The 24,267-nt window shown below is 68.0% G+C and carries 30 protein-coding genes, 1 tRNA gene and 1 pseudogene; 22 read left to right on the forward strand and 10 right to left on the reverse strand.

The genetic code is table 11. From position 1 onward, the window contains the following. Positions 1 to 20: 20 nt before the first annotated feature. Positions 21 to 761, reverse strand: coding sequence for an SDR family NAD(P)-dependent oxidoreductase (locus OUY22_RS04510; protein ID WP_270153451.1), 741 nt, complete (start codon positions 759 to 761; stop codon positions 21 to 23). Between the two features lie 244 nt (positions 762 to 1,005). Continuing rightward, the gene (locus OUY22_RS04515) at positions 1,006 to 1,791 is read right to left on the reverse strand and encodes an IclR family transcriptional regulator (RefSeq protein ID WP_270153452.1); all 786 of its coding nucleotides are present in this window, start codon (positions 1,789 to 1,791) and stop codon (positions 1,006 to 1,008) included. 402 nt (positions 1,792 to 2,193) lie between these two features. On the opposite strand from OUY22_RS04515, the gene OUY22_RS04520 reads away from it, so the two are divergent. The 12 genes from OUY22_RS04520 (at position 2,194) to OUY22_RS04575 (ending at position 10,417) form a co-directional block, all read left to right on the forward strand. After that, the gene (locus tag OUY22_RS04520) at positions 2,194 to 3,600 is read left to right on the forward strand and encodes a Rieske 2Fe-2S domain-containing protein (RefSeq protein ID WP_270153453.1); all 1,407 of its coding nucleotides are present in this window, start codon (positions 2,194 to 2,196) and stop codon (positions 3,598 to 3,600) included. Continuing rightward, positions 3,597 to 4,187, forward strand: a complete 591-nt coding sequence (locus OUY22_RS04525) for a 3-phenylpropionate/cinnamic acid dioxygenase subunit beta (RefSeq protein WP_270153454.1) — start codon at positions 3,597 to 3,599, stop codon at positions 4,185 to 4,187. Before OUY22_RS04520 ends, OUY22_RS04525 begins: the two co-directional genes overlap by 4 nt. Further along, entirely contained in the window at positions 4,184 to 4,489 is a 306-nt protein-coding gene (locus OUY22_RS04530; RefSeq protein WP_270153455.1) for a hypothetical protein, read from the forward strand. Before OUY22_RS04525 ends, OUY22_RS04530 begins: the two co-directional genes overlap by 4 nt. 88 nt (positions 4,490 to 4,577) lie before the next feature. After that, positions 4,578 to 5,360: a 3-(cis-5,6-dihydroxycyclohexa-1,3-dien-1-yl)propanoate dehydrogenase gene (gene hcaB / locus OUY22_RS04535; RefSeq protein WP_270153456.1), complete on the forward strand. Its 783-nt coding sequence runs from the start codon at positions 4,578 to 4,580 to the stop codon at positions 5,358 to 5,360. 32 nt (positions 5,361 to 5,392) lie between these two features. Continuing rightward, a complete protein-coding gene (locus tag OUY22_RS04540; protein ID WP_270153457.1) occupies positions 5,393 to 5,590 on the forward strand; it encodes a ferredoxin in 198 nt (65 codons plus the stop codon). Further along, positions 5,587 to 6,807, forward strand: coding sequence for an NAD(P)/FAD-dependent oxidoreductase (locus OUY22_RS04545; RefSeq protein ID WP_270153458.1), 1,221 nt, complete (start codon positions 5,587 to 5,589; stop codon positions 6,805 to 6,807). The genes OUY22_RS04540 and OUY22_RS04545 overlap by 4 nt, the downstream gene beginning before the upstream one ends. A 118-nt stretch (positions 6,808 to 6,925) precedes the next feature. Beyond that, positions 6,926 to 7,396: a hemerythrin domain-containing protein gene (locus OUY22_RS04550; protein WP_270153459.1), complete on the forward strand. Its 471-nt coding sequence runs from the start codon at positions 6,926 to 6,928 to the stop codon at positions 7,394 to 7,396. A 162-nt stretch (positions 7,397 to 7,558) separates the two neighbouring features. Continuing rightward, entirely contained in the window at positions 7,559 to 7,732 is a 174-nt protein-coding gene (locus tag OUY22_RS04555) for a hypothetical protein (protein ID WP_270153460.1), read from the forward strand. Positions 7,733 to 8,031: 299 nt separating this feature from the next. After that, the gene (locus OUY22_RS04560; protein WP_270153461.1) at positions 8,032 to 8,379 is read left to right on the forward strand and encodes a GRAM domain-containing protein; all 348 of its coding nucleotides are present in this window, start codon (positions 8,032 to 8,034) and stop codon (positions 8,377 to 8,379) included. A 216-nt stretch (positions 8,380 to 8,595) separates the two neighbouring features. Further along, the gene (locus OUY22_RS04565) at positions 8,596 to 9,108 is read left to right on the forward strand and encodes a DUF6461 domain-containing protein (protein WP_270153462.1); all 513 of its coding nucleotides are present in this window, start codon (positions 8,596 to 8,598) and stop codon (positions 9,106 to 9,108) included. A gap of 350 nt (positions 9,109 to 9,458) precedes the next feature. After that, positions 9,459 to 10,073, forward strand: a complete 615-nt coding sequence (locus OUY22_RS04570) for a TIGR03086 family metal-binding protein (protein WP_270153463.1) — start codon at positions 9,459 to 9,461, stop codon at positions 10,071 to 10,073. A gap of 191 nt (positions 10,074 to 10,264) precedes the next feature. Continuing rightward, a complete protein-coding gene (locus OUY22_RS04575; RefSeq protein WP_270153464.1) occupies positions 10,265 to 10,417 on the forward strand; it encodes a hypothetical protein in 153 nt (50 codons plus the stop codon). 137 nt (positions 10,418 to 10,554) lie between these two features. On the opposite strand, the gene OUY22_RS04580 is transcribed toward OUY22_RS04575, so the two are convergent. The 5 genes and pseudogenes from OUY22_RS04580 to OUY22_RS04600 all read right to left on the reverse strand — a co-directional run bounded on the left by OUY22_RS04580 (position 10,555) and on the right by OUY22_RS04600 (position 13,991). Next, complete coding sequence (locus OUY22_RS04580; RefSeq protein WP_270153465.1) at positions 10,555 to 10,884, reverse strand: helix-turn-helix domain-containing protein; 330 nt, start codon at positions 10,882 to 10,884, stop codon at positions 10,555 to 10,557. Then, a pseudogene (locus OUY22_RS04585) lies at positions 10,881 to 11,125 on the reverse strand (type II toxin-antitoxin system RelE/ParE family toxin); the annotation flags it as partial. The pseudogene OUY22_RS04585 and the gene OUY22_RS04580, both read right to left, overlap by 4 nt. Positions 11,126 to 11,217: 92 nt before the next feature. Continuing rightward, positions 11,218 to 12,009 carry an SDR family NAD(P)-dependent oxidoreductase gene (locus tag OUY22_RS04590; protein WP_270153466.1) on the reverse strand — a complete coding sequence of 264 codons (792 nt, stop codon included), beginning with the start codon at positions 12,007 to 12,009 and terminating at the stop codon, positions 11,218 to 11,220. Between the two features lie 68 nt (positions 12,010 to 12,077). Beyond that, positions 12,078 to 12,830, reverse strand: a complete 753-nt coding sequence (locus tag OUY22_RS04595) for an SDR family oxidoreductase (RefSeq protein WP_270153467.1) — start codon at positions 12,828 to 12,830, stop codon at positions 12,078 to 12,080. Positions 12,831 to 12,956: 126 nt separating this feature from the next. Further along, positions 12,957 to 13,991 carry a sigma-70 family RNA polymerase sigma factor gene (locus tag OUY22_RS04600; protein ID WP_270153468.1) on the reverse strand — a complete coding sequence of 345 codons (1,035 nt, stop codon included), beginning with the start codon at positions 13,989 to 13,991 and terminating at the stop codon, positions 12,957 to 12,959. Positions 13,992 to 14,186: 195 nt separating this feature from the next. Between OUY22_RS04600 and OUY22_RS04605 the strand changes: the two genes are divergently transcribed. Together OUY22_RS04605 and OUY22_RS36855 are read left to right on the forward strand one after the other, a co-directional pair. After that, complete coding sequence (locus OUY22_RS04605; protein ID WP_270153469.1) at positions 14,187 to 14,561, forward strand: STAS domain-containing protein; 375 nt, start codon at positions 14,187 to 14,189, stop codon at positions 14,559 to 14,561. Positions 14,562 to 15,367: 806 nt separating this feature from the next. Continuing rightward, positions 15,368 to 15,808: an HIT family protein gene (locus OUY22_RS36855; protein ID WP_408638110.1), complete on the forward strand. Its 441-nt coding sequence runs from the start codon at positions 15,368 to 15,370 to the stop codon at positions 15,806 to 15,808. A 197-nt stretch (positions 15,809 to 16,005) separates the two neighbouring features. On the opposite strand, the gene OUY22_RS04615 is transcribed toward OUY22_RS36855, so the two are convergent. Further along, complete coding sequence (locus OUY22_RS04615) at positions 16,006 to 16,452, reverse strand: cytidine deaminase (protein WP_270153471.1); 447 nt, start codon at positions 16,450 to 16,452, stop codon at positions 16,006 to 16,008. A 566-nt stretch (positions 16,453 to 17,018) separates the two neighbouring features. Here OUY22_RS04615 and OUY22_RS04620 point away from each other — a divergent pair. The 4 genes from OUY22_RS04620 to OUY22_RS04635 all read left to right on the forward strand — a co-directional run bounded on the left by OUY22_RS04620 (position 17,019) and on the right by OUY22_RS04635 (position 18,932). Then, complete coding sequence (locus tag OUY22_RS04620; protein ID WP_270153472.1) at positions 17,019 to 17,273, forward strand: CopG family transcriptional regulator; 255 nt, start codon at positions 17,019 to 17,021, stop codon at positions 17,271 to 17,273. After that, positions 17,270 to 17,683, forward strand: coding sequence for a type II toxin-antitoxin system VapC family toxin (locus OUY22_RS04625; protein WP_270153473.1), 414 nt, complete (start codon positions 17,270 to 17,272; stop codon positions 17,681 to 17,683). Before OUY22_RS04620 ends, OUY22_RS04625 begins: the two co-directional genes overlap by 4 nt. A 581-nt stretch (positions 17,684 to 18,264) precedes the next feature. Continuing rightward, positions 18,265 to 18,510 (forward strand): hypothetical protein, encoded by a 246-nt coding sequence (locus OUY22_RS04630; protein WP_270153474.1) that lies wholly within the window; start codon positions 18,265 to 18,267, stop codon positions 18,508 to 18,510. Between the two features lie 242 nt (positions 18,511 to 18,752). Continuing rightward, on the forward strand, positions 18,753 to 18,932 hold the full coding sequence (locus OUY22_RS04635; protein WP_408638109.1) for a PIN domain-containing protein: 180 nt from the start codon (positions 18,753 to 18,755) through the stop codon (positions 18,930 to 18,932). A 7-nt stretch (positions 18,933 to 18,939) separates the two neighbouring features. On the opposite strand, the gene OUY22_RS04640 is transcribed toward OUY22_RS04635, so the two are convergent. Further along, positions 18,940 to 19,013: transfer RNA gene (locus tag OUY22_RS04640), tRNA-Gly, on the reverse strand. 86 nt (positions 19,014 to 19,099) lie between these two features. On the opposite strand from OUY22_RS04640, the gene dcd reads away from it, so the two are divergent. The 3 genes from dcd to OUY22_RS04655 all read left to right on the forward strand — a co-directional run bounded on the left by dcd (position 19,100) and on the right by OUY22_RS04655 (position 21,461). Beyond that, positions 19,100 to 19,675 (forward strand): dCTP deaminase, encoded by a 576-nt coding sequence (gene dcd, locus OUY22_RS04645; protein ID WP_270153498.1) that lies wholly within the window; start codon positions 19,100 to 19,102, stop codon positions 19,673 to 19,675. A 158-nt stretch (positions 19,676 to 19,833) separates the two neighbouring features. After that, positions 19,834 to 20,451 (forward strand): DUF47 domain-containing protein, encoded by a 618-nt coding sequence (locus OUY22_RS04650; RefSeq protein WP_270153475.1) that lies wholly within the window; start codon positions 19,834 to 19,836, stop codon positions 20,449 to 20,451. Between the two features lie 5 nt (positions 20,452 to 20,456). Further along, positions 20,457 to 21,461: an inorganic phosphate transporter gene (locus tag OUY22_RS04655; protein WP_270153476.1), complete on the forward strand. Its 1,005-nt coding sequence runs from the start codon at positions 20,457 to 20,459 to the stop codon at positions 21,459 to 21,461. Here OUY22_RS04655 and mshD read toward each other — a convergent pair. Continuing rightward, the gene (mshD, locus tag OUY22_RS04660; RefSeq protein ID WP_270153477.1) at positions 21,394 to 22,356 is read right to left on the reverse strand and encodes a mycothiol synthase; all 963 of its coding nucleotides are present in this window, start codon (positions 22,354 to 22,356) and stop codon (positions 21,394 to 21,396) included. The genes OUY22_RS04655 and mshD overlap by 68 nt on opposite strands. Before the next feature lie 108 nt (positions 22,357 to 22,464). On the opposite strand from mshD, the gene OUY22_RS04665 reads away from it, so the two are divergent. Continuing rightward, entirely contained in the window at positions 22,465 to 24,252 is a 1,788-nt protein-coding gene (locus tag OUY22_RS04665; protein WP_270153478.1) for a bifunctional metallophosphatase/5'-nucleotidase, read from the forward strand. Positions 24,253 to 24,267: the final 15 nt, after the last annotated feature.

The following is a 24,267-nucleotide window of genomic DNA, read 5'->3' on the forward strand; positions in this document are numbered from 1 at the left end:
CAAACCGCGGCTCACCGCCGTCACGCCCGATGCAGTTGCCCGCCCGGCCTGGTGACGACCAGCTCGGGGACGACCGCGTTGACCGACAGCCGGGTGACGCTCATCGCGAGCTCGGCGATGTCGGACGTGCTGATCATCGTGGCCGGGTCGACCTCGTCGCGGACCCCCTCGGTCATGTCGGTGTCGACGTAGCCGGGGCTGATGACCGTGGCGGACACTCCCGACGCCGAGGCCTCCGCGTTGACCGACCGGCACAGCGCTCCCAGCGCGGCCTTGCTGGCCCCGTACGCGGCCAGGCCGGGGCTGGGGTAGATCCCGGTGATCGAGGCCAGCGCGACGATCTTCGCGCCGCGCCCCGGATTCGCCGCCGCGCCCTTGCGCAGCAGGGGCAACAGAGCCTGTACGAGCGCGTACGGGGCGCGGACGTTGACCGCGAACACCTTGTCGAAGCGTCGCAGCGGCACCTCCTCGATCGGCCCGGCCGTCCCGATCCCGGCTCCGAGCACGAGCACGTCGAGCCGGTCGCACCTCTCCTGGCACACCTCGATCAGCCGCCGCACGTCCTCCTCCGCGGCCAGATCGACCTGCTCGGCGTGCACCCGCGCCCCGGTCGAGGCCAGTCTCCGCCCGGCGTCGGCGACCGTCCCGGCCCGGCGGGCGCACACGATCAGGTCGTAGCCCGCTTCCGCGAGCCGGTGGGCGATGGCGAAGCCGATGCCCCGTGAGGCGCCGGTCACCAGGGCGGTCGGGCGACCGGTCACGGGACGTTCCTTCCTGGAAGGCGCGCAGTCCGGCGCCCGTCCCCTCCGGGACCGCGGACCCACGGACGAACTCGGCCGGTCCGGCGACGTGCGGTTCCGTGGCAGGGTCAGCGGGCAATCGGCACCTCCGGCCGGGCGGGGGCCGCGACGGCCCTCCAGCACTTAGCGATCGCTAGCTTATGCCCTCAGGGAACACCCGTTCAAGGAGTCGCAAAGCACGGACGGGCCCGATCTCCCGGCGCGGTCAGACGAGCTCGGCGCTCAGCTCCTCGGCGGCGTTCTTCAGCGACTGCGCGATCTCCTTCTTCAGCGGCGCGGTCATCCGGTAGGTCGGCACCGAGACGTTGAGACAGAAAAGGGTGCCGCTCGGGCTCTCGATCGCGACCGCGACCGAGGCGACGCCCTCCTCGCTCTCCTCCTGGCTCGTCGCGTAGCCCCGCCGCCTGGCCTGCTCGACCGCGGTCTCCAGCTCGTCCCTCGTCACGATGGTGTTCCTGGTGACCGGCTCCAGGGCCTCGTCCGGGTAGAGCTCGCGCAGATCCTCGACCGGCAGGCGGCTCAGCATGGCCTTTCCGCTGGAGGTGGCGTGGGCGGGGACCACCATGCCCGCCCGCGAGCTGACCCGTACCGCGCGCGTGCTCTCCACGGCGTCGAGGAAGTTGACGCTGTGCCCTTCGAGCCGGGCCAGGTGCACCGTCTCACCGAACTCCTTGTTGAGCCGTTCCAGCACCGGGCGCACGCGCGTACGGACGTCGACGTGGCGCACGATCGCCGAGGCCACCGAGCTCAGCGCGGGCCCGGGCTCGTAGGCGCGGGTCGCGGGGTTCTGCCGCACGAACCCGCGGTACTGCAGCATCGCGAGCAGCCGGTGCGCGGTCGACGACGCCACCCCGAGATGCGTGCTCGCGTCGGTCAGCCGGATCTGACGGTGGTCGCGGAACCACAGGAGGAGCCGCAGCGCGTTGTCCACGGACTCGATGGGATATTGCGGGGTTCCCTTGGGCCGCCCCGGCTGCTGCTTGTCCGCCATTCGTCGTCCGGGGGCGCGGTGCTCTGACGAGCCGTTTCCCCCGCCCTCCTCTCACGTGTGTGCGGTCCTCCCACACACGGCTTGTCCATGAACGTGTCGTGCAGCATCCCGATGCGAAAAGCCGCCGCTCCCCGCCACGGCGTCAGGCCGAGAACCTCGTCGCCTCACGGCCGCGGGGGTCCGCCCGGAGCCCGACGGCCCGCCCGATTCTCATGTGCAGAGGATATCTCTGAAGCCGGAACCGGCGCGGCGCTTCCCGGCGATCACACCTGATCGCGATCCGCCCGCACAGGGGTCGCGCGGCCGGCCCGCCCCGAAGTTCGCGGCATCGCTTGCCGATCTGCTCTTACCTGTAGAGAATGCCTCTGATAGACAGAACTAGGAAGCTGAGGCTCATGCGGCATGCTTGATCATGGAACCGTCCTCGACGACGTCAGACGCGGGATGACCCCCGCCCACATCTACAACGACCGCGAGATCTTCGACCTGGAGAGGGAGCGGCTGTTCAGCAGGGCGTGGATGTTCGTGGGACACGAGTCGGAGGTGCCCGAGCCCGGCGACTACGTGGTGCGCCGCGTGCTGGAGGACTCCTTCATCGTCGCCCGGGGGAACGACGGCGAAGTCAGGGTCATGTTCAACATGTGCCTGCACCGGGGCATGCAGGTGTGCCGCGCGGAGATGGGCAACGCCACCCACTTCCGATGCCCGTACCACGGCTGGTCCTACCGCAACGACGGGCGGATCGTCGGCCTGCCCTTCCACCAGGAGGCGTACGGCGGGGAGGCGGGCTTCCGCCGCAAGGGCCAGACTCTGCTGCCCGCGCCCGCGCTCGACACCTACAACGGCCTGATCTTCATCAGCCTGGACCCCGACGCGCCGCCCCTCAGGGACTACCTCGGGGAATTCACGTTCTACCTGGACTACTACACCAAGCAGTCGGCGAGCGGCATCGAGCTCAGAGGCCCGCAGCGCTGGCGCGTCAAGGCCAACTGGAAGATCGGCGCCGAGAACTTCGCCGGGGACATGTACCACACGCCGCAGACCCATGCCAGCGTGGTGGAGATCGGCCTCTTCCGCGAGCCCAAGGCGGAGAAGCGCAAGGACGGCTGCACCTACTGGGCCGGACGCGGCGGCGGCACCACCTACAAGCTGCCCCCGGGAACCCTCGACGAGCGGCTCCGGTACGTCGGCTACCCGGACGCCATGATCGAGCGGATGAAGGCGAACTGGTCGGCCGAGCAGCTGGCCGTGATCGGCGACAACGGCTTCATGGTCTCCGCGGCGTCGGTGTTCCCCAACCTCAGCTTCGTGCACAACTGGCCGAAGATCGAGGACTCCGACGACGTGCTCCCGTTCATCTCGATCCGCCAGTGGCAGCCGATCAGTGAGGACGAGACCGAGGTGCTGTCGTGGTTCGCCGTCGACAAGGAGGCGCCGGAGGAGTTCAAGGCCCTGTCCTACAAGGCCTACCTCATGTGCTTCGGCAGCACGGGGATGTTCGAGCAGGACGACGTGGAGAACTGGGTGTCGCTCACCACCACGGCCGCCGGCTCGATGGCGCGCCGCCTGCTGCTCAACAACCGGATGGGCCTGCGATCCGACGACAGCCCCGTGGTCCCCGCCCTGACGCCCGACGAGTTCGCAGGCCCCGGGGTGGCCAGGGTCGGCTACGGCGAGTACAACCAGCGGTTCCTGCTCAGGGACTGGGCCGACCACCTGGAACGGCCCGCCGTCCGCCACGCCCCCGTCGAGGTCGGCACGCCCGCCGCACCACGCCTCGGCGACGACCTCGCGGAGGCCGGCCGATGAACCCCCATCACGTCCGGGTCGACTCCCGCCGGTCGCCCCTCGGCGGGCACGCCTCGACCACGAGCCGCGTGGGCCCCACGCTCGCCTTCGACGACACCCGGCACCTCACCGCCCACCGATGGCTGGTCGACGAGGCCTACCTCCTCGACGAGCAGGACTACCCGGCCTGGCTGGACCTGCTGACCGAGGACATCCACTACTACATGCCGGTGAAGGTGACCACGGCTCTGGGCGCCGGGTACGACACCGCCCCCGGCATGGCGCACTTCGACGAGAACAGATACTCCCTGCGCCAGCGCGTGGCCCGGTTCGCGACCGAGCACGCGTGGACCGAGGACCCGCCGTCCCGGGTCCGTCACTTCGTCACCAACGTACGGACCTTCGCCACCGACCGGGACGACGAACTCGTCGTCGAGTCCGCCGTGCTCCTGTTCCGCAGCCGCGGCGACGTCGGCGAGCCCGCGCTCGTCTCGGCGGGCCGCGAAGACCTCCTGCGACGGTGCGACGGCGAGTGGAAGCTGGCCCGCAGGCTGATCTCCGCCGACGAGTCGGTGATCCGCATGCAGAACCTGGCGATCTTCCTATGAGCCTGACCTGGGAAGGAGAGGAAGACGACCGCCGCGCCGCCGAGCAGGCCGCCGAGCGCCGCCGGCGCCTCCTCGACCACGCGGTCGGCGACCCCATCGTGATCGCCAACGAGTTCGCCGAGATCCGCGTCGTGTGCGTACAGACCAGGAACGGGAACCGGCTGCTGATCGACTCCCCGAAGACCGGTCAGTGGATCACCCTCGACCCGCTCGAACTCGAAGCCCTGACCTGGCAGAACACGGCGACCTTGTCCGCCATGGTCGGGCATCCGTTCAGGCCGTTGCTGGCGGACACCCCGTGAGCCCGCGTGCCCGGCGCGACCCGTTCAGGTGTCCGCGCGGACGGCTCAGTGCCGCCGCAGCCCCCGACCCGGCTAGGAGTGTCCCCCGATGACCGGTTGGCTGGACGGCCAGCGCGCGCTCGTCGTCGGCGGAGGGTCCGGGATCGGACGCGCCGTCGTCGACGCCTTCCTGTCGGAAGGCGCCCGGGTCGCCGTTCTCGAACGCGACCCGGCCAAAGCAGGCCTTCTCACCGCAGAACTGCCCGGCGTGCCCGTGGTCGTCGGGGACGCGACCCTCCCCGCCGACAACCGCGCCGCGGTCCGCCGGACCGTGGACGAGTTCGGCGGCCTCGACGTCCTGGTCCACTGCGTCGGCATCTTCGACTTCTACCGAGGGCTGGCCGACCTCGACGAGGACGAGATCGACGACGCCTTCGACGAGATCTTCGCGGTCAACGTCAAGAGCAACCTGCACGCGGTGAAGGCCGCGCTGCCGGAACTCCGCAGGACGCGCGGCTCGGTGATCCTGACCGAGTCGACCTCCGCCTACTACCCGGGACGCGGCGGCGTGCTCTACGTCAGCTCGAAACACGCGGTGCGCGGCCTCGTCACCGCGCTGGCCCACGAGCTCGCCCCCGACATCCGGGTCAACGCGGTGGCGCCCGGCGGAACCATGAACACCGACCTGCGCGGCCCCACCACGCTCGGCCTGCGTGACAAGCGGCTGAACGACACCCCGGGACGAGCGGCCGAACTCGCCGGCAGAGTCCCCCTGGGGATCGCCATGTCGGGAACGGACCACGCGTGGAGCTACGTCTACCTGGCCTCCCGGCGCGCCCGGGGCGTCACCGGGGACGTCGCCCACTCCGACGGCGGCATCCGCGTCAGGTGAACCCTCGACCCTTTCTCACAGGAGTGATACACGTGGCAGCCGTAGAAGCCGATCTGGAAGCGTGCCAGGGCTACGCCAACTGCGTCGTCGGCGCCGACCGCTACTTCGACATCGACGACGACGGGGTCGTGGTGCTCCTCAGGATCGAGGTGGCCGACGAGGACCGCCGGCGCGTCGAGGAGGCGGTGCGCAGCTGCCCCGTCTCCGCGCTCAAGGTGACCGACGCATGACGCGCACCCTGATCGTCGGAGCCTCCGTCGGCGGCGTCCGCACCGCGCAGGCCCTCCGCGGCGGCGGGTACGACGGCGAGATCGTCCTGATCGACCTGGAGACGGAGGCACCGTACGACAAGCCACCGCTCAGCAAGGCACTGCTGACCGGGTCGGCCGTCCCGGACGGCATCCGCCTGCTGACGCCGGAACAGGCCGGCGCGGCCCGGATCGACCTGCTTCTCGGCCTGCGCGCCGTCGGCCTCGACCCGCGGGCCCGCGTGGTCGCGTTCGACGACGGGAGCTCCCTCGGCTACGACCGGCTCGTGGTCGCCACCGGCGGTTCGGCCCGCCGTCCGCCCTGGGCGACGACGGACGGGGTACACCTCGTACGCACGCTCGCCGACGCGGCCGGGCTCCGCCGCGACCTCGCCGCCGGGGGCCCTCTCGTGGTGATCGGCGCCGGGTTCGTCGGGGCCGAGGTCGCCTCCACGGGACGCCGGCTCGGCCTGGACGTGACGATGATCGACGCCCAGCCGTACCCGCTGAGCAGGTCCTTGAGCCCGGACCTCGCGAGAGCGGTCCTGGCCCTGCACGAGAACGCGGGCGTCCGGTGCCTGATGGGCGCGGGCGTGTCCGGCGTCGCCGGAAGCCGGGGGCGGCTGACGGTGACCCTGGACGACGGCACCGAACTGAAGGCCGCCACCCTGGTCGCCGGGATCGGCGCCGCCCCCAGCGACGGCTGGCTCGCCACGTCCGGCCTCACGCTGGACGACGGCCTCGTCTGCGACGAGCACTGCCGAGCCGTGGGGACGACCGACGTCTACGCGGTCGGCGACGTCGCGCGCTGGTTCGACCTCGCGCGGGGACGTCACGTACGCGTCGAACACTGGACCAACGCGGTCGAGCAGGCCGCCTACGTGGCCCACGCCATCATCGACCCGCGCTCCCCTCGCCCGTACCGGCCCGTCGACTTCGTCTGGAGCGACCAGCACCACTGGAAGATCCAGGTGATAGGCGACGCGACCGGACCTGCGGCCACGGCCATCCTGGGCGATCCGATGGCCGACCAGCGGTTCGCGGCGCTGTACGCGGACGAGCACGGCCGGCTGCGCGGCGCCGTGGTCGTCAACTGGCCCCGAGCCCTGGTGCGGTGCCGCAAGGCGATGCGCGAGACCGCCGCCTGGCGCGACCTCACGGCCGACCTGCACACCGCCGTCGGACGGGCCGGGGCATAGCGGTGCGGTTTCCGATAGGCTGGCGCCAGCGTCGCGTGCCGGTGACAGGCCGTGTCAGGCATGGAGGCGCCGGATCGAAGGAGTTTGACGATGTTCTCGTCGCATCCTTCAGTCTTCCGTGACTGACCGCGAGACCACCAGGCTCATCGCCTGGAGCCACGAACTGCGCCGCGTCCACACCCGCCTGCGCGAGGCCCTGCTCGTCACCCGCACCGCGCTCGACGACGGGGTGGCGGGCGAAAACGCCACCCGTGACCTGCTGCTCTACTGCCACGGGTTCTGCACCGCGCTCGACGGGCACCACCAGGGCGAGGACCGGAAGCTGTTCCCCGCCATCGAGGCCGCGCACCCGCACCTCGCCCCCGTGCTGCGCTCCCTCCGACAGGACCACTCGATGATCGCCCACCTGGTCACCGGCCTCCGTGCCGCGGTCGAACGGTCCGCCACCCGCGCCGAACTCGACCGCCACCTGGAAGGGATCGAGGCGATCATGGAAAGCCACTTCCGCTACGAGGAACGACAACTCCTCGCGGTCCTGGAAACCCTGGACCTGAACACCACCCCGGAGGAGACACTGGGCCCGCTATGACCGGTTGCTCCCAGAGAAGTCGCGAAATCCGCATCCCGGGAGCCAGAACCCCCGTTCCATTTGGTCCGGTCGACGGTTACCGCCTGTGAGGCCGTAGGTGGACCTGGAAAAGCGGATCAGGCATCCTTGTCTTCCTTCTGTCGATGATCGGTGGTGATGGGGATGCTTGAAGGCCTGTTTCTCTTGGTGCTGTGGATTGTTCCCGTGGTGCTGTCGTTCTTCCTCATCTACTGGGCGGTTCGACTGGCGATCAGACATGAGAAGCAATGGGTGCCGACCACGCGCGAGGCCGGCACGCCGCGTCGTCGGCCGCGACCACGCCGTGAGCCCGAATGAGCAGAGCCCGCTGACCGAGCCTGTGTCAGCGGGCTTGTGGTGCGGCGGCCGCCACGATCGCCTCCTCAGATTTGATCGTCATCAGGGACGCCGGGTTCGAGACTATGGCGGCTGCTACGCGACTGCGGGAACTTGATTCGCAGACCCTTCGTTCTCACGACACGTAACGCTAGAAATAGGAGCAGTCAGCTTGAGGTTGGGACAAGACATTGACCGTTCCTATTTTCAGGTATATGAGTCGTGGAGCCGAACGGCTTTCGGGGACGATCCATCAGGCGAACCAAGAGAAGAGGTCGGTCATGGACGAACAAGAATTAGCCGAGTTGTTCCAGGGCACGAATATCGCAGTCACACCTGGCGAGGAATTACTTCGGAAAGGCAACGCAAATCTCTGGCGTGACCGAGAAGCTGTGGGCGGCCGACTCTGGCTGACCAGCAAGTGGCTGATCTTCCGCTCGCACTCCATGAACATTCAAGTCGGCGTCTGGGCATGGCCGCTCGAGGAGGTCATCTCGGCGACACCGGTCAACACGCTCGCTATCGTGCCAAATGGCATGGAAATCGTGCTGCGGAGTGATGAGCGAATCAAATTTGTCGTGCACCGTCGCCGGGAATGGATAGACGCCATCATGAAGGCGAAAGGATGACGCCTTTCCCAAGTCGAACGTTGCAAGAGCAGGCTGGCGCTGAGGCCGCCCCGGTCAAGGCGGGCCGGCGAAGGGTCGGCGTTCCGCGTGTGCGGCACGGCAAGAGATCTGAGTAACGCCGGCCAGTCCACCGGGGGCCTCTCGGGGTCGTACCGACTTTTCGTCGGACTCGCGTGCCATCATCTCCGTGATCTGCTCCAGGAGAACAGGACCCCTATGAGCGACTATGACTGGCTCGATGACGAGGCGTTCTGCGCGACCTTCGTCCGCGGCCTGACCCCGCACGAGGCGCTGGCCCGCCTCGGCATTGACGTGTTCGACGGGGAGGACGAGGAAGGCGAGTTCGAGGAGGGCCTCATCTCTGCCCGACCGGCCGAGGGCGGGACCATTCTGAGCGAGGACAATGGCTTCGTCGGCACGCTGCCCGAGGTCCTGCGGTCCCTGTCCGCGGGAACGGTCACGGCGAGCGTCTTCGTCAACGTGAACAGGGTCGCCTCCTTCGACCATTACGCCGACGGTCGCAACGTCCTGTCCTTCGACCCGCTGTTCGGCGGCGACGAGGACGGCATCCCTGACGACTACCTGGCCGACCGGATCGAGCTCGGGCTGGCCGGCGACAAGTCGGAGGGTGGACTCGCGGCTGCGCTGCTGCTGGCCGAGCGCATCACCGAGGTGCGGCCGAACGCGTCAAGTGACGTCGTGGCCGCCCACGGCGTTGTCGAGTACTGAGGACCTCCGCCGGCTTCGACAGCGCGACCTTGACGGCAACTTGATCGTGAGCGTTGTGAGCAGCGGCGCGCCGTGAGGTCGCGGGTTCATCGCCGCCGACGGCACTCCCTGCGGCGGGAGAGCATGACCCAGGCAAGCCAGATGACTGTGGGCAGGAGGAGCAGCAGGACCACCAAGCCGCCCCCGACGACAAGCGCGGCGTCACTCCACAACTCGATCACAGGCTCATCTTGGTCCACGCTGAAAGGTCAGCCGTGAAAGAGCACGCTGCGGCGGCAGCCGCTGACCGCAGGAATTCTGTCGCCCGTCTCGTATACCGTCCCTGGCCAGGCTGAGGAAAGGGAGCGTCCATGAACGAGATCGCCGCCCGCTACCGGGTTCGGGCCGACGACTTCGCGGCCAAGGTCGCCGCCGTGAGGCCCTATCAGTGGTCCAATCCGTCACCTTGCGATGAGTGGAGCGCCAGAGACGTCGTACGCCACATCGTCGACATGCACGGCGCGATGCTCAGCCCACTCGGCAGGTCGCTCAGCGCCGCGCCCACCGTCGAGGAAGACCCGCTTGCCGCCTTCGTCTCGGCACGTGCCGACGTGGAAGCCTTGCTCGCCGACCCGGCCATCGCCGCGAGCGAGGTGAACACTCCGGCAGGGCGGCTCACCGTCGAGCAGCATGTCGACCAGGTGGTCAGTGCCGACCTGGTCCCGCACGGCTGGGATCTCGCCCGCGCCACCGGGCAGGACGACACGATCGACCCGACCGAGATCGAGGCGATGTGGCCCGCTCTCCAGCAGATCCCAGAGAAAATGCGCATCCCTGGCGCCTTCGGCCCCGGCATCGTCGTCTTCAGCCCGGAGGTCGAAGTTCCCGACGACGCCCCACTCCAGCACCGCGTCCTCGGTCTCCTCGGCCGCGACCCTCACTGGCGTCCGAGTGATGTGGAGGTATCGAGAAGGCACGAGGAATGATCAAGGCCCGACGATCAACCCGCCGACGATGATCTTCCCGAAGCCATGGAGGGTCAGAGGTAGGACAGAGGGCATGAGTGAGCCTAGCGGCAAGTATTCGATCACCATGCCGCGCGACATCGCCGAGGCGGCCCGGTCCCGGAGCGGCCCTTCCGGGTTGTCCGCCTACGTCGCCGTCGCCCGCCACGCTCTTGTCCGACGCCGGCCTGCACGGGCGCAAGTACGCCATCGACGCCATGCTCCGCGCCACCGCCCTCGCCCCGGGTCCCGTCACGGTCCTCACCTCCGCCCCCGAGGACCTCGCCGCTCTGGGCGCCGGACGCGTCACCGTAATCAAGGTCTGAGTCAGGCTTCCACCCTGCTTCGCGCAGACCACGTAGCCGCCGGCTTTGAGGTCCCCGTCGTACGCGGCGCGAAGGAAGCGGTTCACGAGACCTACCCATGGTCATCCGCGAAGCCGGGCGGTGATCGCCGAGTGCGGCTAGGCCACCTTGACCGAGTGAGGTCCGACGCTGATGGTGATGTCGAGATGCCCGCCCAACGCGGCGGCGTAGGCGCGGAGCGTCTCCAGTTCCATGGCCTCGATGTTGCCGTTCTCGATCTGGGAGATCCGGGATTGGGATACACCGAGGATCCGGGCGACCTCAGCTTGTGTCTTTCCGATGGCCTTGCGGAGCTCTCTGAGGTGGTGGCCGGCGATGTAGGCGTCGAGTTCAGCCCGGGCCTTGGCCTGACGTTCCGGATCTGCCAACTCCGGATGGCGGCGGTGCGCCTCGGCTTTGACGTCCTGCCACCGGCGAGCGGTACTCATCGATTGGTCTCCTTGTCCTGCTCCGCTCGGTAATCGGAGTAGCGGGCTTCGGCTAGCGGTATGGCTTCGTCATACCACCGGGACCATTGTCCCGCTTTATCACCTGCGACCAAGAAATCGCTGCCCTGCCTGGGTCGAAGACGAAGAGCATCCGGATCTCCGATCGCTTCCTCGAGCCCGGCCGGAGCTCCTTCAAGTTCTTGAGGTTGCTGTGCTCAAGAGTGTCAACGAGCGGGCGCCCGAACGTGAGCCTCCTGCTCAGGTATGAGCCGGGAGATCTCCCCCCGCGGAGGTGTCAGGGTGCCGCACAGCCGGCATGGCCTTTCCGGGGAGTCAATCGACGATCTGTCCGCCGGTCAGGTTGGCCACGGTTCCGGTCATCGCCGCCGCCTGGTCGGAGGCCACGAAGGCGGCCACGTTCGCAAGCTCCCGCAGCGTGGTCGCCTGCCTGCGGTGGGACAGACCGGCCGCGAAGGCCGCGAACTGCTCCGGCGTGATGCCCTGAGCCTCGGCGTGCAGACCGAAGACGACGTCGATGGTCGGCGTTTCCGGTAGTCCCGACGTGCGCAGGCAGACGGCCCTGACGCCGTACCGCGCGTACTCGGCCGAGAGCGCGCGGTTGAGCCCTTCGAGCGCCGCCCAGGCCGGCCCCATGCCGCCGACCAGCGGGAAGCCGAGACGGGCCGGCTCCGGCGTGTGCATCAGGATCACCCCCGACCGCTGCCGGACCATGCGGCGGGCGGCGGCCCTGGCAGTCAGGAAATGAGCCTGCGTGTAGGTGGCGATCGGCAGCGCGAAGCTCTCCACCGGCAGTTCGGTGAGCGGGATCCCCTGGATGCCCTGCTGCGGGATCCCGATGGCGTTGAACGAGACGTCGACCGTCCCGCCCTGACGCACCACGGCATCGAGGTGGCTCTCCACTGCCTCCTCGTCGAGCGCGTCGACCCGGGCGGTCTCGGCCGCCCCGCCGGCGGCCGAGATCTCCTTCGCCAGCGCGTCGACGGCGCAGAGGTCCCGTCCGGTCAGGAAGACGCGTGCGCCTTCCCGCGCGAACGCACGGGCGACCGCGCCACCGACCGATCCGGTTGCGCCGTAGACGACCGCGTTCTTGTTCTTGAGCGACACTGTGGTCCTCCTTCGTCGGTTCTCCGTTGGCCGCCGTGGCGGCATGTGCCATTCCGTATCGGGTCGTCTCAGTCGGCCGGGCTCAGTCCGGCCTGGGTGAGCAGATAGGCGGGACGGTCGTGGCCCGGGTCGGTGGCCAGGTCCACGATCGTCTTGCCGACCTGCTCGGGGGTGAGCGCCGGTCCTCGGCCGGCGAGGAAAGTGGCGGCGCCCACGCCGTGCCGGGCGGCGTAGGCGGCCACGGCGCGCGCGCCCAGGTAGGTGGCCGGGGTCAGGCTCGGCAGCACCGAGACGAACCTGATGCCGAGTGCGGCCCGTTCGGACTCGGCGGCGGCATAGGAGGAGATGAACCTGATCGTGGCCTTGGCTCCGGCGTAGCCGCCGCTGAGGGGTGAACCGCCCTGGGCGGCCCCGCTGGAGAACGCGATCACCACGCTGCCGGGATCCAGCGGACGCAGCAGGGACTCACGGGTCCAGTTGAACACCTGCCGGACGTCCACCTCCCAGTTGCGGCTGAAGGTCTCCCAGGTGTGCTGCTGGAGCGGCCGGGCGAGCGGTTCGGCTCCGGCGTTGAGCACCAGCGTGCGCGGCCGGTACTCGTCGATCAGCCGACCGGCCACGACCGGATCGGCCGCGTCGGCGGCGACCGGGATGAGCGTGTCGCCGAGCTGCACCCGCAGCTCCTCCAACAGCCCGCGGTCCCGGGCGACCACGACGACGGAGCAGCCCGCCGCCGTGAGGGCGGCGGCGACGCCGCGGCCGAAGCCGCGGTTCGCGCCGGTGACCAGCGCCGTGGTCCCGGCTGTTTCCTGGATTGGCATCAAGATCCCTCCGGAGCTCTGGCGAGTCGGCCACGCCCGCGCCCAGGCGGGCGACGGCCTTGCTCGCGGTTCCACCAATAGAGACCTGGTTCGCGGCCGGAACTCAGCACTCGCCCGCCGGGTCGGTCAGCTCCGCGACGGGCCGGTCTGCGGGGTGGCGGTGCCGAGGGTGGTGGTGCCGAGGGTGGTGGTGCCGAGGGTGGCGGCCAGGCCGAAGGCGGCGAAGAGGCCCGGATCGTTGAACGAGACGATCCGGGAGATCCCGGTGCCGGTGACCGTGAGTACCTGGACCGCGTGCGCGCGGTGGACGCCGTCGTGCCCGCGCCGGTACGCCGCGACGGCGGGCTGCCGGTTGGCCGTGACGCGGACCATCCGGGTCACGCCGGGCCCCGCGAGGACCCTGGTCGCGAGGAACCGGCCGACTTCCGCACGGCCGTGGAACCAGGTCAGGTTCGGAGGCATCTCCAGCGCGACGTCATCGCGCAATGTCCGCAGCAGGGCGGTCATGTCCGCGTTCTCGAACGCCGACACGTACTGGTCGAGCAGGGCCCGGTGCGCCGGGTCGGCGGGTTCGGCGAGATCGTCCTCAGCGGGCGCCACCTGCCTGATGTGGGCCCGCGCGCGTTGCAGCGCGCTGTTGACCGCCGCGGTCGTCGTGCCGAGCAGGTCCGCCACCTCGGCGGCGCGCCAGGCGAGCACGTCACGCAGGATCAGCACGGCACGCTGCCTCGCGGGCAGATGCTGCAGCGCGGCGATGAAGGCGAGCCGGACGTCGCCCCGCGACACGACCAGCGCAGCCGGGTCGGTCGTCAGCGGACCGGGCAGGGGGTGCACCCACTCGGTCCCCTCCGGCGCGAGGGACAGCGGTCCGTCCGGATCGTCGGCCGGTGCGCCGAGGCCGGACGGCAGCAGTCGGCGGCTGCGATGCTCCAGGGCGGTCAGGCAGGCGCTGGTGGCGATCCGGTACAGCCAGTAGCGCAGCGAGGAACGTCCCTCGAAACCGTCGTACGACCGCCAGGCTCGTAGGAAGGTCTCCTGCACCAGGTCCTCGGCGTCGTGGATCGAGCCGAGCATGCGATAGCAGTGGACCAGCAGTTCAGGCCGGAAGCGGTCGGCCATGTCGATGAACTCCCGGCGGTCCGGCACCACCGCTGCCTCCATGACGGTCACCCCCGCGCTCCGGCCGCTCGCCCGGGCGGACCCACGGCGGTCTCCTCCGCCGCGGTCGAACCACCCGCTCCGTCAAACGGCGGCCACACCCGATAGAGACCCGCCGGACGGGGAGAACTCATCGCGCGACACGCCGTCGGGGCCAGACTGGAGACTGACGGACCGGCAGAGACGGGAGATTGCGGCATGAGCGGGCAACCTGGTGCCGCATTGGAGGTCCGTGGGGACCTGCACGGCTGGTACGCGGTCGTACAGGTGAGTGGCGAGTTCCGCGGTGACTGCCGTTTGGCCGCTCGCCTTCATCAGGTGATGGTGGGGCTGCCCATGCCTGATCCGCCCTGTCTGGTCCTCGACCTGGCCGGCGTTGTCGCCTGGGATGACTGGGGGGTCGGGGCGGTCATCGCGAGCGCGAAGCGGGTCATGTCCGTTGGTGGTGCGATGGTGGTCGCGGCGGCTCCCGCTGACCTGCTGGCGCACTGTGAGCGGATGGGATTGGATCGGCCGTTCAGGTTCTCCGAGACGGTGGAAGCCGCGGTCGAGGAGTTACGCTCCGGCAGGTGAGCATCATCCTCAAAGAGCACACGCCGCCGGAGGCGAGCCGATCGGTGGTGGAACGATCGTCAGCAAGGGTTTCGGACGATGTCAGGACCCCATGTGTACTCGACGACGGGTAGCTCGAATCCTGCGGGGAAGCTACGCGTGTGGAGCTCTGCGATGTGCTCGGCGTCGTCTTTGGTACCGGATCTGATGTGCATGGCGTAGAGGTTGGCATAGCGGCTGATAGGGGCGTTGATCGCCGAGAGCGTCTTCTTGAGGCCGAGTGGTCAATCGAAGCGGAGCGGCTTGCTTCGATCCGGGTATCAGCAGGTCAGCGTAGCGGCCACTGAAGGGCGGCCTGGACGGCGGCGTGCCGCTGGAATCGATGGGCGACGCTGGATATGGCTGGACCGCGCTACGGCGATGCCCAGCGCGGCCCTCGCGCCGTGCCCGGCCCCGAGCCACAGCACGACGTGAGGACGCCGGCGCCGGGCGTACGGCGGCACGGCGCCGCTTGACAGCGAAATCAGGCCCGTACAAGATCAAAGCCCAGGTCCCGAATGCCTCGGTCGATCTGGGCTTTCACAGCGAGAGCGGGTGACGGGCTGTCAGCCTGGGTAGGCTTTCAAGATCATGCCGTTTGAGCTGGGCAAACGCCAACCTGGACCTACGCCGGGTGGAGTCACCGTGAGTCCCCCTGTCTCCCGCTGGTCGCCGACCGAACGGGCACGTCCTGACCTTCTGATCGCGGTTGGACCGTACATCCGAACCGCCGGATATTTGGGTGGACGCGTTACCTCAAGGTGGCCGACAATTCAGCAGATGAGCTCATGCCCTTTTGTCTTATCGGTGTCGATGACGTAGATGGGCAGCTCGTCGCCTATCGCACTGCCAACGTCTTCGTCCTGCCCGTCCCTTGGCAGCGAGCAAAGAACCTTGGTCACTGTCTCGTGCTTCCGACCGCTCACGTGAAGAGTCTTCATACTGCCCCTCGCGATCTCCTGGCTGAGCTGTTCGATGTGGTGGGCCAGGTGACCGCCGCCGTTCGGGAAGCGTTTGGAGCACCCGGGAGCATGGTTCTGCAGAACGACAACATCCCAGGCCAGACGTTCGCTCATCTCCACGTCCATGTGATCCCTCGTTCCCCCGATGACGGATTCGTCCTCTCGGACCCAGGCAAGATCGAGATTCCCTTCGAGGTCCGAGCGCAGCAGGCGGCTCAGCTCCGCAAGGCGCTCAGCAAGCGATCGTCGGGGAACCTTAAGAGCTGACGGCGACACGGGAATCGAACCCGCGCTGTCAGCTGGGGAATTGCATGGATCATGCCTCGTAGGAGCGCTGACCTGGGCCTCAGACTACTCGTGAGTGACCGTGGCTGCCCCTCCTTACCGGGGCTCATGGCACCACGATCACCGTCCGGCACGGGTGTCGGCCAGGACTCTGCCCCTGCAGGCCGTACTTGCGTCGGTCAGGAGAAGCGGACTTCAGGGGCCGGCCAGGCCCCGTCCTCGGTGAACTGTGATCCCCAGTAGAACGGGTTCACGTCGCTAAGAGTGCGAGCCCTCCATCCCGTCGTGCTGGAGTCGTCGGGCACGCCGACCTGGACGTCAGGTCCCCACAAGGCTAGGCGCTCCTGGCAGATGCCACACGGAGGAAGGACGAGGATGCGCTCACGTTCGGAGTCCCGATATACGCATACGGAGGCGGTGATCTTCTTATCGAGTGTGTAAGCCTGGCAGATGGCGCCGGTCTCGTGGCATAGGGATACTCCGCCGTTGAGGTTGTCCAGGCCGACGCTGGTCAGGATCTGCCCATCGTTCAAATAGACGGCCGCGGCACCGCCCTGCTCGCCAGGGGGCCATCGCCGATCCATCTGTGCAATGGCCGCGTCGACAAGGTTTTGATCAAGCTGCATGTCGGCATCGTGACACATCAAGACGCGGCAGAGCCTCACCGGCCACCTGATAGATCCCCCGGGCTCGTATCGCGATCAACCACATGCGCTGGTGAGCATGAGGAGGGCCACACCGATCTTTGGTCCCCCTTGGCTCGTCTTTCTGCCGCGTTGCCAGTGGTGATCGTGCTAATGGCCCAAGAAGCTCAAACAGCCCTGAAGCGATCAAGGATCGGGTCTGAAACCTTCCGCGACCTGGGCCTTCAGTCTTTGAGCGGGTGACGGGAATCGAACCGCTGCTCTCTTTGACGTGGGCCTCGGTGTGGAGCGGGTGACGGGAATCGAATCCGCCCGGGTCGCGAGACCGTGGTTGACCCCTCGTCACCCTGTCTAATTGCACGACGATCAGCCGACCACCTGGTGTTTCTCACTCGACGCGCGCACCCTGCCTGCCTGATCATCCCGCTTGCCGTCGACCCGCCCGCCGGGAAGCCATTGCCTGGGGACGATGGCGGGCGGGATGATCAGGCTTCCGAAAATCTTCTTGACCGCAGCTCTCCGGGATGACCAAAGGTAGGATAAGGAGCATGAGCGAGCCCACTGGCAAGTATTCGATCACCATGCCGCGCAACATCGCAAAGGCCGCCCGGTCCCGGAGCGGACCTTCTGGCTTGTCTGCCTACGTCACCGCCGCCGTCGCCCGCCAGATCGAGCGCGACAACCTCAACGAACTCATCCAGGTCGCCGAAGCCGAGCATGGCCCTATCACTGACGACGAGGTCCAGGCACTGCGCGACCAACTTCGCCAGACCCGGCAGGAACAAGCCCACGACGCCGCATGACCCGTTCTTCCGCCACTCCCGGTGGGACCCTCGTCCTCGACAGTGAGGGGCTGGCCAAGGCCGTCCTGCGTGACCGTACGGTCACCGTATGGCTTGCTCTCGCGCGTGCCGACGACCTCCGCGTCATCACCTCTGCCGCCACCCTCGTTGAGGTGGTCCACCCCCGCGTCAACAAGCCGGCTTTGGAGTGGACGCTATCCCGCCTTGTCGTCGAGCCGGTCACTGAGCCAATCGCCCGCCACGCCGCCACGCTCTTGTCCGGCGCCGGCCTGCATGGGCACAAGTACGCCATCGATGCCATGCTCTGCGCCACCGCCCTCGCCGCCCCAGGTCCCGTCACGGTCCTCACCTCCGACCCCGAGGACCTCGCTGCCCTGTGCGGCGGACGCGTCACCGTCATCAAGGTCTGAGTCATGCCTCCCACCCTGCTTCACTCAGATCACGTAGTCGCCAGCTTTGCGGTCCCCGGTCATACGCCCCGCAAGGGGACCGGTTTACGAAGACTAAACATGATCATCTGCGAAGCGGATCGGGTATTGAACGCCCTACTGCTCGGCCAGGCCCGAAACCGGCACCCGTAGCGGCAACCGCGCCCGCAGATTGAGAAGCCGTACGGCGAGGGTGGCACGCGAGGGCTCGGGGGGGTCGTCCCCCGACCAGCATAAAAGCCCCGCCGAAGCCGACCCAGAGGTCGGCGAGCAGGGCTCTCCGAGAGCGGGTGACGGGGATCGAACCCGCGCTGTCAGCTTGGGAACCATCTACTGATCTTGCTGCGCTGAGCTGGGAAACGACGGTGCAGGCCGGAGGATATCTGCTGCTCGTGAGTAGCCGTGAGTGACCGCAGCGCCCCGTCCGTTCTGGCACGCATCTGGCACGAAACCTACGTGTCGAGAGACTCGTGCGGGCTTGAAGGCGATGATTACGGTTGTACGACAGCCCTTGGGTGTGGTGCTGCTGCCGCTAGCGGAACTGCTTGCGTAGACTCGTGGGCATGAGCGCTGAGCATGCGCATGATGAGCTTCACCATCTGGTGGACCGGCTGTCTCCGGAGCAGGCACGTCGGCTGCTGCGTTTGGTCAAAACAGATCCGGAACTGGCCGAGGCGGCCGACGAGGAGCCATCTGCGCCGGTTCGGCGTCGTCGGCTGTCGATCGCCGGAATCGGCGCATCTGGCGAGGGAGATCTGTCAGAACGGGTCGAAGATCTGCTGGCGGAGCGGTTCAATCGGTCGGTGTGACCGCCACACTTCTGGACACCGGCCCATTGATCGCTGTCGTCGATCGAGACGACATGCACCATGTCTCATGTGTGCGGCTTCTTGAGTGTCTGGAGGGGCCGTTGCTCCTTCCGTCGACAATCTTGATTGAAGCCGGCTGGACGATCAACAGGCACATGGGACCTGCTGTACACGCCTAGTTTCTTGATCTCGTAATCGAGGAGTTCGAGCTGGTTGAGCTACTTCCTGTGGATGTGAGGCGGATGGCCGAACTCGTCCGAATCTACAAGGATGCTCGCCTCGACCCGGCTGACGTGTCCGTAGTCGCTATCGCCGAACGTCTGGGCGTCACTCAGATCGCGACGATCGACCGGCGGGATTTCACGCTCATCCGCCCCAGGCACGTGCCAGCGTTCAGGCTGCTGCCAGAGATACTTGCCTGAGAGTTGGTGGAGCGGGTGACGGGAATCGAACCCGCGCTGTCAGCTTGGGAAGCTGATGTTCTGCCATTGAACTACACCCGCGTGCGACCCGAGGCCGCGACCAACACTCTAGCGGAAACCGTAGCCACTTCACCAAGCCCTAGCCGCATCCCGGTAGGTTGCTCCTCGTGCTGCTATCTGACCGCGACATCCTTGCCGAGCTCGACGCCGGCCGGTTGGCGCTGGATCCGTTCGATCGTGACATGGTCCAGCCGTCCAGCATCGACGTGCGGCTCGACCGCTTCTTCCGGGTGTTCGAGAACCACAGGTATCCGCACATCGATCCTTCCAGCGAGCAGCCGGATCTGACGCGACTGGTCGAGCCTGATGGGGATGATCCGTTCATCCTGCATCCGGGGGAGTTCGTGCTCGCCTCCACCTACGAGGTGATCACGCTGCCCGATGATCTGGCGTCGAGGCTGGAGGGCAAGAGTTCGCTGGGGCGGCTGGGTCTGCTGACGCATTCGACGGCGGGGTTCATCGATCCGGGGTTCAGCGGTCATGTGACGCTGGAGCTGTCCAACGTGGCCACGTTGCCGATCAAGTTGTGGCCGGGGATGAAGATCGGGCAGTTGTGCGTGTTCAGGTTGAGCTCGCCGGCGGAGTTCCCGTACGGGTCGGAGAAGTACGGGTCGCGTTACCAGGGGCAGCGCGGGCCGACGCCGTCGCGGTCGTTCCAGAATTTCCATCGGACGAAGGTGTAGTACCCGCCTGCGCGGCGACATGTCGGTGGAAGTACTCTGGCCCCGGTGTCGTACAGCATACGGAGGGTAGCGACTAGGAGAAGGGGACATGAAGTTCGCATTTCACCTGGTAAGCCTTACCCTTTCCACGGACCATCCCCGCACATCTGGAGAACGACGTGCGCCTGCGGCTCACGCCACGTGAGGACAGCTACTATGACCTGTTCGCCGACTCGGCGAACAATCTGGTCACCGCATCACGCCTGCTCGTAGAGATCATCAGCGACGGATCGGACCGGGAGTCCCTGGCCGAGAAGATGCGGGCCTGCGAGCACGCCGGGGACGAACGCACTCATGCGATCATGAACCGGCTCAACGAGAGTTTCATCACTCCGTTCGACCGCGAGGACATCTACCGTCTCGCCTCCAACCTCGACGATGTGATGGACGCCATGGAAGCGGCGTCCGACCTCATCGTGCTCTACCAGATCGACCACCTCCCCAAGGACGTGGTGCGGCAGGTGGAGGTTCTGGAGCGGGCGGCGGAGCTGACGGCCGAGGCGATGCCCCGGCTGCGGTCGATGAAGAACCTCAACGAGTACTGGATCGAGGTCAACCGCCTGGAGAACCAGGGTGACCAGGTCTACCGCCGGCTGCTGGCCAAGCTCTTCAGCGGCGAGTACGACGCGCTCACCGTCATGAAGATGAAGGAGGTCATCGACGCGCTCGAAGAGGCGGCCGACGCCTTCGAGCATGTCGCCAACACCGTCGAGTCCATCGCGGTCAAGGAAAGCTAGGGCCGGTGGACCTCACGCTCGCCCTTGTCATCGGCGTGGTCGTGGTAGCGCTGATCTTCGACTACACCAACGGCTTCCACGACGCGGCGAACGCCATCGCGACCTCCGTCTCGACCCGAGCGCTGACCCCGCGGGCCGCGCTGTTCATGGCGGCGGCGATGAACTTCATCGGCGCCCACCTGGGCACCCAGGTCGCGCAGACGGTCGGCAAGGGCATCATCGACGCGCCTCAGGGCTCGCACGGCCTGGTGATCGTGGCGTCGGGACTGATCGGCGCGATCACGTGGAACATGGTCACGTGGTACTTCGGTCTGCCTTCCTCCTCCAGTCACGCGCTCATCGGCGGCCTGATCGGCTCGGCGCTCGCGTCGGCCAGCGTCGTCCACTGGGACGGCGTGGTGGACAAGGTGGTCATCCCGATGATCCTGTCGCCGCTGGTGGGGTTCAGCCTCGCCGCGACGATCATGATCGCGATTTACTGGATCTTCCGGCACGCGCAGCCCGGCAAGACCAACCGGGGGTTCCGCTACGCGCAGACGGTCTCGGCGGCGGCGATGGCGCTCGGTCACGGGTTGCAGGACGCGCAGAAGACCATGGGTGTGATCTTCCTGGCGCTCGTGGTCGGCGGCTACACGGCGCCGTCGGATCCGATTCCGCAGTGGGTGATCCTGGCCGCGGCGGCCGCGATCTCGCTGGGCACGTACGCGGGCGGGTGGCGCATCATGCGCACGCTCGGCCGCCGCATCATCGCGCTCGACCCGCCGCAGGGCTTCGCCGCCGAGAGCGCGGCGGCGACAGTCCTGTACGGGGCGGCGATCGGGTTCGGCGCGCCCATCTCGACCACGCACACGATCACCTCGGCGATCATGGGTGTGGGCTCGACCAAGCGGCTGTCGGCCGTGCGGTGGGGGGTCGCGGGCAACATCGTGACCGCCTGGATCCTCACGATCCCGGCTGCGGCTCTGGTGGCGGCTCTGTCGTACTACGCCCTGCACTGGGCGGTGGAGTAGCCGCGTACATCACGTCGACGTCCCAGCGGGCGAACCCGAGCGACTCGTACAGGCGGATGGCCGCCGTGTTGGTCTCGTCCACGTAGAGCATGGCCTGGGCGAGGCCACGCGAGCGCAGGTGCTCCAGACCGGTCAGGGTGAGCGCCTTGCCGAGGCCGGTGCCCTGCTGGGACGGGTCGACGCCGACGACGTAGACCTCGCCGAGCGGCTCGTGGCCGTGCTCGTCGGATCCGTGGATCTTGGTCCAGTGGAAGCCGACGAGCCGGTCGCCGCGGAAGGCCAGGAAGAACCCGTCGGGGTCGAACCACGGCTCGCGCTCGCGCCGCGACACGTCGTCCAGGGTCCAGGCGCCCTGCTCGGGGTGGTGGGCGAAGGCGGCGGCGTTCACCTTGAGCCACGCCTCCTCGTCCTGGCCGGGCACGAACGTGCGGAGCGTGACGCCTTCCGGCAGGGTGGCCTCGGGGATCGGGGCGTAGAGGGAGCGCCGCATCTGCCACAGCGAGCGGGCGCGCGCGAGCCCCAGGGACGCCGCCAGCGCCTCGGCGCCGGGGTGTCCGCCGTGCGCCCAGAGCCGCAGCCTGCCGCCCGCCAGGTCCAGCACGGCGCGCAGCAGCTCCCCGCCGTGGCCGCGGCCCCGGTGGGCCGGGTGGATGACCAGCTCGCCGCTGGGACCCTCCACCTCGTCCGTGGGGTCCACGTGCGCGTATCCGACGAGCCCGTCCGCGTACAGCAGCACCGAGCGGGCGCGCGGGTCGCCGCCGTAGCGCAGGTGCAGCATCACGTGCTCGTTGAGGGGACGGACGCGGTCGCCCTCCGTCGCCGCTTCGACGACACCCAGGACGTCGGCGATTTCCTGGTCGTCCAGCCGTTCTCTGACCTTCACGTGCGTACTCACAGCTCGAACTCTAGGCGGACAACTGGCAAATACCGCCAGCCGGGAACCCGATGAATCGTTACCTTTGCGACATTGGCTCCATAGGTTGTCGCCGTAACGTCAGGGGCCATGACGTCCCGTTCACTCTTCCGGCTGGGACTCGCCGGAGCGGTCGCCGCAGGCGGCATTCTGCTCGCCGGGCTTCCGGCAGACGCGAGCAAGGCGCCCAAGCCACGGACGGTCCCCGTCCGGCTGCTCTCCCTGAACGACTTCCACGGCCATCTCGAACCCCCGACCGGGTCATCCGGCCGGATGGTCGACGAGCACGGCGCGACCGTCGAGGCGGGCGGCGCCGCGTACGTGGCCACGCACCTGAAGGCCCTGGCCGACAGGAACACGATCGCGGTGGCCCAGGGCGACCTCATCGGCGCCACCCCGCTCATCTCGGCCGCCTACCACGACGAGCCGACGGTCGAGCTGATGGGCAGGCTCGGGCTCAAGGTGGCCGCGGTCGGCAACCACGAGTTCGACGAGGGGTACGACGAGCTGCGGCGGATCATGAAGGGTGGCTGCCACCCGGTGGACGGCTGCTCCCCCGCCGGCGAGTGGAAGGGCGCCGCCTTCGACTACGTGGGCGCCAACGTGCTCCTCAAGAACCGGCACGAGCGCACCGACGCGCTGTCGGCGCTCGGCACCAGCCCGCAGATCAAGAAGCTGATGGCCGACTGGGGCGTGCCCGCGCTGCCCCCGGTCAGCGTCAAGTGGATGAACGGGGTGCCGATCGGCTTCATCGGCCTGGTCACGCAGACCACGCCGACGATCGTCACCGCCGAGGGCATCAAGGACATCAAGTTCGTCGACGAGGTCAAGGCCGCGAACGTGGCCTCGAAGCTGCTCAAGCTCGTCGGCGTGAAGGCGCAGGTCGTGCTCGTGCACGAGGGCGACCAGGTGACGCCGAACCAGTCGCCCGACGCGTGCAGCGCCGTCCCGGGCGCGGGCAACCGGATCGCCACCCAGGTGGACGCCGAGATCGACCTCGTGCTCAGCGGCCACTCGCACCAGGCGTACCTGTGCACGGTCAAGGACCCGCGGGGCCGTGACCGGCTGTACTCCCAGGGCGGCTCGTTCGGCCGGGTCATCACCCAGGTGGACCTCAAGGTCGACCTCCGCACCCGGGACATCGACCGGTCCACGGTCGTGGCCGACAACCACGTCGTGACCCGCACGGTCGATCCCGACCCGGAGATCAGCGCGTTCGTGCAGACGTGGAAGGACCGCGTCTCGGAGGTGGCCAACCGGCCCGTCGGCACGATCACCGCGGACATCGTGAACACCGCGGCCCCGTCCGGCGAGTCGCCGCTCGGCAACCTGATCGCCGACTCCCAGCTGGCGGCGACCAGGACCGGCGGCAACGCGCAGATCGCGCTGATGAACCCGGGCGGGGTGCGCGCCTCGCTGAGCTACGCCAGCTCGCCGGCCGGTGAGGGCGACAGCGTCGTCACCTACGGCGAGGCGTTCACGGTCCAGCCGTTCAACAACCTGACGCAGGTGATCACGCTGACCGGGGCGCAGCTGAAGACGGCGCTGGAGCAGCAGTTCACCGGCGGCCCGAACAACCAGCCGTTCAACCGGATCCTGCAGCCGTCGGCGAACCTGACCTACACCTACAGCCAGAGCGCCCCGTGGGGCTCCAAGGTCTCCGCCCTCATGATCGACGGTCAGCCGGTGACCGACACCCAGACGATCCGGGTGGCGCTGAACAACTTCCTGGTCGGCGGCGGTGACGCGTTCCCGGTGTTCACCGAGGGCACGGAGCTGTGGAGCGGCCCGCTCGACATCGACGCGTTCGTCGACTATCTCGGTCAGAACAACCCGATCGCGCCTCCGGCCACGAACCGGATCACCGTGACCGGCTGACCTCCGGACGCGCGA

This window comes from Nonomuraea corallina, from assembly GCF_027620315.1.
Classification (GTDB): Bacteria; Actinomycetota; Actinomycetes; order Streptosporangiales; family Streptosporangiaceae; genus Nonomuraea; species Nonomuraea corallina.